The sequence below is a fragment of the Butyrivibrio sp. AE3006 genome (assembly GCF_000424165.1).
Classification (GTDB): Bacteria; Bacillota; Clostridia; order Lachnospirales; family Lachnospiraceae; genus Butyrivibrio.
The window spans coordinates 254,943-265,425 of record NZ_KE384144.1; the positions used below are offsets into that span (position 1 = coordinate 254,943).

The following is a 10,483-nucleotide window of genomic DNA, read 5'->3' on the forward strand; positions in this document are numbered from 1 at the left end:
GTGTTTGATTTTGAAAGACCAAATATTGAAGTTGCTGAGATTTCAGAGGATAAGAAGTATGGCAGATTCGTTGTTGAGCCCCTTGAAAGAGGCTACGGCATCACACTTGGAAACTCACTCAGAAGAATTATGTTATCTTCATTGCCTGGAGCAGCAGTAAGTCAGGTCAAAATCGAAGGTGTACTGCATGAGTTCAGTTCTATTCCCGGCGTAAAGGAAGATGTTACTGAAATCATAATGAATATCAAGAATCTTGCTATTCGCAACAATTCTGAGACAAATGAGCCCAAGACAGCTTATATCGAGTTCTCAGGAGAAGGTGTTGTAACAGCTGCAGATATTCAGGTAGATCAGGATATCGAGATCACAAATCTTGATCAGGTAATAGCTACACTGTCCGGTAAGGATGCTAAGCTCTACATGGAGCTTACAATCACAAAGGGCAGAGGATATGTAAGTTCAGACAAGAACAAGCTTGCTGATCTTCCTATCGGTGTTATTGCTGTAGATTCAATCTACACACCTGTAGAACGTGTAAATGTCAGCGTTGAGAATACACGTGTAGGTCAGGTTACTGACTATGATAAGCTGACACTTGATGTTCACACAAACGGAACACTTGGCCCCGATGAGGCTGTCAGCCTTGCAGCTAAGGTCCTTAGTGAGCATCTTAGCCTCTTCATCGATCTGTCTGAGAATGCTAAGACTGCAGAAGTTATGGTAGAGAAGGACAATGATGAGAAGGAAAAGGTTCTTGAGATGAGCATCGATGAGCTTGAGCTCAGCGTTCGTTCCTTCAACTGCCTCAAGAGAGCCGGCATCAATACCGTTGAAGAGCTTACAAACAAGACTTCTGACGATATGATGAAGGTTAGAAACCTTGGACGTAAGTCACTTGAGGAAGTGCTTGCTAAGCTTGATGAGCTCGGACTTGCACTTAGAACAGGTGAAGATCAGAACTAAGATATTGTACTAATATGTGTTCGCTGAAGGTAAAACCGATGTGTACTGAGGCGGATTCTCATAGGTATAAACACAACATACCGAAAGTAAATCCAAAGAGTATTTTGGTATGCACCACAGCAGAGGGAACTCTGCGATTGAGAAAGGATGTAAATAATTATGGCAATGTACAGAAAGTTAGGCAAAGCAACAAAGCCTAGAAGAGCACTTCTTAGAAACCAGGTAACACAGCTTCTTTACAACGGCAAGATCGTTACAACCGAGGCTAGAGCTAAGGAAGTAAAGAAGATCGTTGAGCCTATCATCGCTCTTGCAGCTAAAGAGATGGACAACTACGAGACTGTAACAGTTGAGGCAAAGGTTGCTCGTAAGGATAAGGACGGCAAGCGCGTTAAGGAAGTTAAGGATGGTAAGAAGGTAACAGTTTATGATACTGTTCAGAAGGAGATCAAAAAGGATAAGCCTTCACGTATGCACGCTAGAAGACAGATCCTCAAGACTCTTTATCCTGTAACTGAGGTTCCTGCTGAGAAGGCTGGAAGAAAGAAGAACACAAAGCAGATTGACCTTGTTGATAAGCTTTTCACAGAGTATGGTCCTAAGTATGCTAGCCGTAACGGTGGTTATACAAGAATCGTTAAGATTGGTCAGCGTAAGGGCGATGCAGCTATGATGGTTGTTCTTGAGCTTGTATAAGTTTCATAACTATTAAATTTAAAAGACCTGGCTTTTTGCCAGGTCTTTTTACGTCTAAATAAAGTATTAGCCAATTTAATTGTCGATAGAAAGTACTACTCGATTTAATCATTAATAGAAAGTACTATTTGATTTAATCGTCGATAACTTCTTCTGCTTGTGTGCTGTAGGCTTTATCCGGATGTTTTGCAGCATATTCTGCGAGAGTCTCTCCTCCGTTCATAACTCTGGCGATTATGGCACAAGCCGCAATCAGAACTATTATGATAATTAGTTGTTTAAAATAATCTCTAAGCATATGGTAATTGTAGCAGAATTCTGTTACCAATAAAACATTTTCATGATTATTAAGTAATCCGGCTAATATAGGAACTGATGACTCAAAAATATCATGAGATAGCTTAGTTGCGCTTGTTTTTAGCAACTTCATATAATAAAATGGATAGGATATACGACAAAAAGGCATAGTTACAGTAAAAGAGGAAAAATGAGCTCAGAAAACATGCTTAAAGCTGAAAATCTGACATTTGAATATATAAGGCGAGATGAAGAAGGCAACGTTGAAGGAATAACCACAGCCATTGATAATACAAGCCTTGAGGTTAAGCCCGGTGAGTTTATCTCAATACTTGGCCATAATGGCTCAGGCAAATCGACACTTGCCAAGCATTTTAATGCGCTTTTATCACCCACTGAGGGTACAGTCTGGGTTGACGGAATGGATACCATGGATGCAGATAATGTCTGGGATATCAGGCAGGAAGCAGGAATGGTTTTCCAGAATCCAGATAATCAGATAATCGGACAGATAGTTGAAGAGGATGTGGGATTTGGACCTGAAAATATGGGGATTCCCACTGCTGAGATCTGGGAGAGAGTAGAAGAGAGCCTTAAAACAGTAGGGATGTATGAATTCAGGAAGCACTCACCTAATCACCTTTCCGGTGGTCAGAAGCAGAGAGTATCAATCGCCGGTGTTATAGCCATGCACCCCAAATGTATTATTCTTGATGAACCTACCGCCATGCTCGATCCAAATGGACGAAAGGATGTAATCAGGGCTGCAAGAGCACTTAATCAGGTTGAAGGCATAACAATAATCCTTATCACTCATTACATGGAGGAAGTAATCTATTCTGACAGAGTTTTTGTAATGGATAAGGGACATATTGAAATGCAGGGTACACCAAGAGAGATATTTTCACAGGTGGACAGACTTAAAGAACTTAGACTTGGTGTTCCGCAGGTCACACTTTTAGCTTATGAGCTTAAGAAACGCGGTCTGAACATCCCTGATGGCATTTTAAGCAAGGATGAGCTTGTAAATGCCATTAAAGGACTTAGATATTAAAAATGAGCAAATGACGCCTTTAAAAGGGCTTTAATTATTAAATAGAGAGTATAAGATGTCAATTATTCTTGATCATGTAAATTACATATATGACGCTGATACCGCCATGGCACATACAGCCCTGAAGGATGTTTGCCTTCAGATACCTGACGGTCAGTTTATTGGGCTTATAGGCCATACAGGTTCAGGAAAATCTACGCTGATTCAGCACATGAACGGACTTGTTAAGCCTACCTCGGGATCAGTTTTCTTTGATGGCAAGGATATAAGCGATGATGATTATGATAAAAAGAAGCTTCGCGCCAGAGTAGGACTTGTTTTCCAGTATCCGGAGCATCAGCTTTTCGAAGTTGACTGCTTTTCAGATGTTTGCTTTGGACCTAAGAATCTCGGGCTTTCCAAGAAAGAAGTCGAGCTTAGAGCATATGAAGCTTTGAAACAGGTGGGACTTCCGGATGAGTATTTTTATCAGTCGCCATTTGACCTATCAGGTGGTCAGAAAAGACGTGTAGCCATTGCAGGAGTACTGGCAATGAAGCCTGACGTTTTGATTCTTGATGAACCTACGGCGGGCCTTGATCCAAAGGGACGAGAGGAAATACTTGGACTGATCAGGAAGCTTCATGACACTATGGGCATTACGGTAATACTTGTATCTCACAGTATGGAGGATGTTGCTGATTACGTCGAGCGAATCATTGTCATGAATAAGGGTGAGGTTTTTCTTGATGATGAGCCCAAGAAGGTTTTTGCATATTATGAGGAGCTTGAAAAAATAGGTCTTGCAGCACCGCAGGTAACCTATGTCATGCAGGAGCTTAGTAAGGCCGGGATTCCGGTAAATACAGATGTTACCACCATAAAAGAAGCAGCTGATGAGATTATGAGAGTATTCGGATAGTTTGCTGCGATAAGATACATAAATTCCTGGAATTTGGAGAAATGAAACCAGATGCTAAGAGACATCACGTTAGGGCAATATTATCAGACTGATTCATGTATCCACAGACTTGACCCCCGTGTCAAGATAATGGCTACGTTACTGTTTATAATTTCCCTTTTTATTATTGATAATTACATAGGATATGTTGTTGCCGCAGCATTTCTTATAATGGCTATAAAGCTCAGCAGAGTGCCTGTAAAATTCATTTTTAAGGGCATGAAGGCCATTTATATGCTCCTGGTAATAACAATGGTCTTTAACCTTTTTTTGACGCCGGGAGAGCCGATATTTGAATTCTGGGTACTGAAGATTACAAGAGAAGGTATTAGGACAGCGATTCTGATGGGAATCAGACTTGTTTTTCTGATAACAGGTTCGTCTATAATGACGCTTACTACTACGCCCAATCAGCTTACTGACGGACTTGAAAAGCTTATGAATCCGTTGAAAAGACTGCATGTTCCGGTTCATGAGATTGCTATGATGATGGCGATTGCCCTCAGATTCATTCCAATTTTGCTTGAAGAGACTGACAAGATCATGAAGGCACAGATAGCAAGAGGTGCTGACTTTGAGAGCGGATCAATCATGAACAGGGCAAAAAGTCTTATTCCGCTTCTTGTACCGCTTTTTATTTCAGCTTTTAGAAGGGCAAATGACCTTGCTATGGCTATGGAAGCCAGATGTTACCGCGGCGGCGAAGGCAGAACCAAAATGAAGCCTCTTATCTATAAAAAGAGAGACGTTATAGCCTATCTTATAGTTATTTTGTACATGGCACTTTGCATTTTATTAGGGAAAATACTGTTCTGATAAATGGAAAAAGAAAATACTCATTTAGGAAGTGAAAATAAAATAGAGAAAGCAATGCCGGTAAAAAGAAGGATACTCCTCAAAGTAGCTTACGATGGCAGTGCGTACAGTGGCTTTGCATATCTTGAGAACGCCAATACCATTGAAGGAACCATCAACACAGCTATTGAGAAGCTGACCGGAGAAAAAACTGAGGTTATTGGAGCCAGTAGAACTGATGCCGGGGTACATGCCTATGGTAATGTGGTTGTTTTTGATACAGCTTCAACAGTCCCTGCAGAGAGCTTTTATATGGCGTTAAATAGTAAACTTCCTAACGATATAAGGATAATGGAATCTTTTGAGGTTCCGGGGGATTTTCATCCTAGAAAATGCAGATCTGAAAAGACCTACGAATACAGAATACTTAATACTAAGCTACCTATCCCCACAAAAAGACAGTATTATTGGCATTGCAGCTATGATTTAGATGAAAAGCTGATGAATGATGCAGGAAAATATATGGAAGGGGAGCATGATTTTTCCAGTTTTTGTGCTTCAGGATCTCAGGCCCTTACCCATGTGAGGACGATTAAATCCGTGGATGTGGCAAGAGATGGGGATGTTATTACCATTCGAGTTGTCGGCAACGGATTTTTATATAATATGGTACGTATAATTGCAGGTACGCTGATGGAAGTTGGCAGAGGGAAAATAGCTCCCGAAGCGGTAAAGGATATTATAGAAGCCTGCGACAGAACCAAGGCAGGACCTACGGCACCGCCACAGGGACTTTTTTTGGTAAAATATGAATTTCCAGATGGTTTCATATTGACAAATTCGACAAAATGAGCATATAATATATGACTGTGTGACGATAATCGCCGAATTATCCCGGTAAGTAATGAGGCGTGCATCATATATCATATAGCGGATGGATCAGGTGAAGGGTCCTTCGCACCAGAGTTTTTACTTATTAACTGGTTATGGAGGTAATAAATATGAAGACATATATGCCTACTGCTTCTACTGTTGAGAAGAAATGGTATGTTGTAGACGCAACTGATATGACACTCGGTCGTCTTGCTTCTAACGTAGCTAACGTACTTAGAGGAAAGAACAAGCCGATTTATACACCTAACATTGATACAGGTGATTATGTAATCGTTATCAATGCTGATAAGATCAAGGTTACAGGTAAGAAGATGGACCAGAAGATGTACTGGCACCACACTGATTACGTTGGACACCACAAGGAGTTCACTCTTCGTCAGATGATGGAGACACACCCGGAGCGTGTTATCGAGCATGCTGTAAAGGGAATGCTTCCCAAGGGTTCTCTTGGCAGACAGATGTACACAAAGCTTCATGTATATGCAGGTCCTGAGCACGAGCACGCAGCTCAGAAGCCTGAAGTACTTACATTCTAATCTGAAAGGAGAATTTGAAAATGGCTAAAGCAGCAAGTTTCTATGGCACAGGTAGAAGAAAGAAGTCTATCGCCAGAGTTTATCTTACACCCGGTAAGGGAAATATCACTATCAACAAGAGAAACATCGATGAGTATCTTGGACTTGAGACTCTCAAGGTTATTGTTCGTCAGCCTCTCGTTCTTACAGAGACACTTGACAAGTTCGATGTTAACGTAACAGTTCGCGGTGGCGGCACAACAGGTCAGGCTGGTGCAATCCGTCACGGTATTTCAAGAGCACTTCTTCAGGCTGATGCAGAAGAGTACAGACCTGCACTTAAGAAGGCTGGATACCTTACACGTGATCCTAGAATGAAAGAGAGAAAGAAGTACGGTCTCAAAAAGGCTCGTCGTGCTCCTCAGTTCTCAAAGAGATAATCATCTGCTATTGCAGATTTCAAAAGGCTCGGTACGAAAGTACCGGGTCTTTTTTGTGTGCCGAAAGCCTTTAAAACATTCAAGGAATGGTGGGACAAGACTAAGAAGCCTGAGATAGCTGAAAAGGCTAAAACGAGCATTTTACAAAAGCTAAGAGAAAGCCAGGCAATAGTTGATCAGAGGAAGGAGCAGCAAAGTCCAAATCTGAATAGGAATAAACTAAGACCGGAGAGATGAATACTCTGATAGCAGTAAGCAGGGGCGTGAAAACGCCCTTGTTTTATGCACATAATATTGAACAGGATGGTAGATATAGGTATAATTATAAACAGTTGCTACAAAGAAAAAATTTAAGTATTTCTGAATAGATTAACTTTCAGTTTAATCTGCTTAATCTGCACATCAACCCATGAAGGGGTGTTAAGTATTTCTGCATCGTCACCCACAAAAACTCTGCTTGCTTCCCCGTCATTCATCAATGTATATCGAGAAGCGGAAGCTGACGCCGTATGACGCGAAGGATTCTGGCGGCGAGACGGTCAAGTGGTACCGTGTCAGGAAGACATGGGCGGATAGTAAGAGTCAGAAGGGCACTTACAAGGTTCTTGCCAATGCGAAGAAGTGTGCAGATCAGAATCCTGGATATAAGGTGTTCGATGCTGACGGCAAGGTGGTGTATGAGCCTAAAACGGCGGAGCCTGCGGCGAAGGTGCCGTTTCTGGTACAGGTGAAGATCAGTGATCTGAATATCAAGAAAGGTCCAGGAACCAACTATGATAGGGTTCAGTTCTGTCCTCCGGGTATTTATACCATTGTGACTACTTCCAGTGGTGCGTGGGCTTCTCTTTGGGGGAAACTGAAAAGCGGGATTGGCTGGCTGAGTTTGGATTTCTGCCAGAGAGTGTAATAATTGCGGCTGATGGAGTTTTGTCTGTCAGCTGCCTTTTTTTGAATTTTCAGTTGACAAGTCAATACAATTTTAGTACAATTGACTTGTCAACTGAGATGGAGGAATTAAAATGTTAAAAGCAGGAACATATATATCTGTGTTGATGCGTCAGCTGAATTTGTTCTTTGGTCATGAACTATCTGATGTTGAGATTACAGCATCGGAGCTGATGTACCTTTCACAGCTGTATAATAGAGACGGACTTACCCAAGAGGAGATGGCAGCTGTGATTACCGTAGATAAGGCGGCAACGACAAGAACTATCCAGGGAATGGAGAAGAAAGGGCTTGTCCGCAGGGAAGCGCACGAAGAAAATTACCGGGCAAAAAGGGTGTATCTGACTGATAAGGCGAAGAACGCAGAGCCGCGGATCCGTGAGCTTCAGAAGAAATGGGTGGATTTTATTACACAGGACATGACGCAAAAGGAAGCAGAGGTCTTTGCTGCTCAGTTAAAGAAGATGGCACAGCGGGCAAAGGAAATCAACCAGTAAATGGAGGAATTTCATATGGATATGAAACAGGCAATGTTAGAACGGCATATGGTGCGTAAATACACGGATAAAGCTATCCCGGAGGATATCGTGACGAAACTGAATGACCGCGTAAGAAAAAATAATGAGCAGTTTGGACTATCCATTAAGCTCATGACAAATGATAATACTGCGGTTCCGGGCGTGATCAAGCTGATCCTGGCCAAGGGCGTGAACAACTTTTTCATTATGGCGGGGCCGGAAGGTGCTGATGAACTATGTGGCTATTGCGGCGCAGACCTTATGCTGTATGCGCAGACACTGGGGCTGAATACATGGTGGGTCGGTGGAACCTTTAACAGGAAGGGAGCACAGGAGAAGTCAGAGGGAGCAAAACCGGTGGGGATCATTGCTGTAGGTTATGGTCAGACACAGGGGGTGCCGCATAAGTCTAAGAAGGCATCCGATGTCAGTACTTATGACGGAGAAGTGCCCGAGTGGTTTAAGAATGGTGTGGATGCAGCACTTCTGGCACCTACGGCGTTGGCAAAGCAGGCATTTACTATAAGCGGAAAAGAAAGCAAGGTTTCCATTTCCTGTGATAATGGAATCTTTACCGGGGTGGATACCGGCCTTGTGAAATACCATTTTGAGCTTGGAGCAGGAAAAGATAATTTTGCGTGGGAATGAAATAAGGCCGGCAGACACAGAATGCTACTGCCGGATTTTATTCAAAAACACAGTTGACAAGTCAAATGAATAAGGAGGTACCTCAATGAGTATTTTAAAGAAAAACAACGGTCCAATGTCAAAAGGACCGAGCATACAGTCAATCTCAGGCGATCATTGGTCTGAGCTTAAGTTTACGGACGGGATCATGACGGATGCCATTATGAAGCATGTGATGGGTCTCTGCTATCTTGGCATGGCGGATGCCGGAGAAGCGTTCGAGGTTGTAAGCCGTTTGAATGACAAGGAAACCGACAGTTGGGAGAATACGTGGGCTGATCTTGCATCAAAACTTAAAACGAGGGCACAGAACTCTGAGAAAAATGAAAAGAAGATTAGTGCATCTACTGCGTATCTTCGTGCGTCAACATATTACCGTATGGCAACCATGTATATGGAGGATGTGCATTCTCCTAAGATGGAAGAATATACAAGGCATAGCTTTGACTGTTATGAGAAATCGCTGGCGCTGTCAGGGTATCCAGGGAAATATGTGGAGATCCCATATGAGGGGACTTATCTTCCGGGTCATTTCTACCAATCTCCTTATGCAAAAAGGGATAAGGCTCCGCTTCTGGTGCTTACTCCAGGCAGGGATACCTGGGCTGTAGATACCAGATGGATGTTTGATGCTGCATTAAAACGTGGAATACACTGTCTTACCTACGATGGACCAGGACAGGGGTATGCCCTTCGATTTCAGAATTTGAAGTTTCGACCGGACTGGGAAAAGGTTATGGGACCTGTTCTTGATTATGCTGAAACGATGGATTGTGTTGACATGGATCATGTAGCATGTATGGGGTTCTCCTTTGGTGGATTCTTGATGCCGAGAGTGGCAGCGTTTGACAAAAGGATTAAGCTGATCATTACGGATCCCGGAAATATCAGTTGGGGAAAAGGAATCGGAGAGAGACTGGCAATGATACAGAAGATGCCGTCTAGGATGCGTCCGAAGTTCATGAGTGTTATGCTGGAGGATTATGCATGGAAGCATGGAGTGCCGGAAGAAGCAGTCGTTGATGAATTAAAAAAATATGACAACACAAAGATACTTGATAAGGTGGAGTGCGAGGTTTTAGTTCTTGACGGTACAGCGGAAATGACATTCGGAGCGGCTAAGGAGCTTTATGATGCGCTTGTGAATGCAAAAAATAAGGATTACATTCTGTTTGATGATGACAGTACTGCACAGTGCCATACTCAGATGGGTGGTTATGCAACCGGCGCTGAAACCATTATGGACTGGTTGGAGGATCATATCTGATCTTTAATATACGAGTGATTCATATAGATGAACATATCCAATCAGGTAATAATTGTTCAACTTAATAATAACTGACCGTATGCAATCATTTATTGAGGATTTGCAATAATAAATTCGAGTTGAACAAAATCGCTGCGCGATGGCCTGCCTAGGCTGTGTGCAGTGATTTTCTTTTTATCAAAAAGGCAGTAGAAAGTAAGTCCTAATAGTAGTATTGTTGTAGTCGCGAAACTTAACAATCAAACAGGATCATTACTAACACTGCCATGAAAAGAATATCATTCGCTTGTGCAAAGTACAAGCATCATTTTGATGTACATGCACCTCCGAAGTTTTAGTTGTTCCTATCAATGACTATACTTTCGGAGGTTTTACTATGTATGATGAATATTTGAAAAAACTTGATGAAGCAGGAAAAATACGTAATCTTAAGGAACGTTCTATATCCTGCTATCATAACTATGTTGCTTAT

The 10,483-nt window shown here is 42.2% G+C and carries 13 protein-coding genes; 12 read left to right on the plus strand and 1 reads right to left on the minus strand.

The annotated features are described in order from the left end of the window. Together G603_RS0116905 and G603_RS0116910 are read left to right on the plus strand one after the other, a co-directional pair. Entirely contained in the window at nt 1–963 is a 963-nt protein-coding gene (locus tag G603_RS0116905) for a DNA-directed RNA polymerase subunit alpha (RefSeq protein WP_026496983.1), read from the plus strand. A 159-nt stretch (nt 964–1,122) separates the two neighbouring features. Then, a complete protein-coding gene (locus tag G603_RS0116910) occupies nt 1,123–1,659 on the plus strand; it encodes a bL17 family ribosomal protein (RefSeq protein WP_026496984.1) in 537 nt (178 codons plus the stop codon). A gap of 133 nt (nt 1,660–1,792) precedes the next feature. Here the strand turns inward: G603_RS0116910 and G603_RS22515 are convergent, their stop codons facing one another. After that, nucleotides 1,793–1,987 carry a hypothetical protein gene (locus tag G603_RS22515; RefSeq protein WP_155832710.1) on the minus strand — a complete coding sequence of 65 codons (195 nt, stop codon included), beginning with the start codon at nt 1,985–1,987 and terminating at the stop codon, nt 1,793–1,795. Between the two features lie 159 nt (nt 1,988–2,146). On the opposite strand from G603_RS22515, the gene G603_RS0116920 reads away from it, so the two are divergent. The 10 genes from G603_RS0116920 (at nt 2,147) to G603_RS0116970 (ending at nt 10,011) form a co-directional block, all read left to right on the plus strand. Beyond that, complete coding sequence (locus G603_RS0116920; RefSeq protein ID WP_026670954.1) at nt 2,147–3,010, plus strand: energy-coupling factor transporter ATPase; 864 nt, start codon at nt 2,147–2,149, stop codon at nt 3,008–3,010. 55 nt (nt 3,011–3,065) lie between these two features. Continuing rightward, a complete protein-coding gene (locus tag G603_RS0116925) occupies nt 3,066–3,911 on the plus strand; it encodes an energy-coupling factor transporter ATPase (protein ID WP_026670955.1) in 846 nt (281 codons plus the stop codon). 51 nt (nt 3,912–3,962) lie between these two features. Continuing rightward, nucleotides 3,963–4,766 carry an energy-coupling factor transporter transmembrane component T family protein gene (locus G603_RS0116930; protein WP_026525891.1) on the plus strand — a complete coding sequence of 268 codons (804 nt, stop codon included), beginning with the start codon at nt 3,963–3,965 and terminating at the stop codon, nt 4,764–4,766. Nucleotides 4,767–4,820: 54 nt separating this feature from the next. Next, nucleotides 4,821–5,597, plus strand: a complete 777-nt coding sequence (gene truA, locus G603_RS0116935; protein WP_026670956.1) for a tRNA pseudouridine(38-40) synthase TruA — start codon at nt 4,821–4,823, stop codon at nt 5,595–5,597. Nucleotides 5,598–5,746: 149 nt separating this feature from the next. Beyond that, the gene (gene rplM / locus G603_RS0116940) at nt 5,747–6,175 is read left to right on the plus strand and encodes a 50S ribosomal protein L13 (protein ID WP_026496989.1); all 429 of its coding nucleotides are present in this window, start codon (nt 5,747–5,749) and stop codon (nt 6,173–6,175) included. 20 nt (nt 6,176–6,195) lie between these two features. Continuing rightward, nucleotides 6,196–6,594, plus strand: a complete 399-nt coding sequence (rpsI, locus tag G603_RS0116945; RefSeq protein WP_026496990.1) for a 30S ribosomal protein S9 — start codon at nt 6,196–6,198, stop codon at nt 6,592–6,594. Nucleotides 6,595–7,072: 478 nt separating this feature from the next. Next, nucleotides 7,073–7,501: a hypothetical protein gene (locus G603_RS20885; protein ID WP_051208045.1), complete on the plus strand. Its 429-nt coding sequence runs from the start codon at nt 7,073–7,075 to the stop codon at nt 7,499–7,501. Between the two features lie 112 nt (nt 7,502–7,613). Continuing rightward, nucleotides 7,614–8,036, plus strand: a complete 423-nt coding sequence (locus G603_RS0116960) for a MarR family winged helix-turn-helix transcriptional regulator (protein WP_026670958.1) — start codon at nt 7,614–7,616, stop codon at nt 8,034–8,036. 15 nt (nt 8,037–8,051) lie between these two features. Continuing rightward, entirely contained in the window at nt 8,052–8,705 is a 654-nt protein-coding gene (locus G603_RS0116965; protein WP_026670959.1) for a nitroreductase family protein, read from the plus strand. An 85-nt stretch (nt 8,706–8,790) separates the two neighbouring features. Next, a complete protein-coding gene (locus G603_RS0116970) occupies nt 8,791–10,011 on the plus strand; it encodes an alpha/beta hydrolase family protein (protein WP_181022460.1) in 1,221 nt (406 codons plus the stop codon). Nucleotides 10,012–10,483 lie beyond the last annotated feature (472 nt).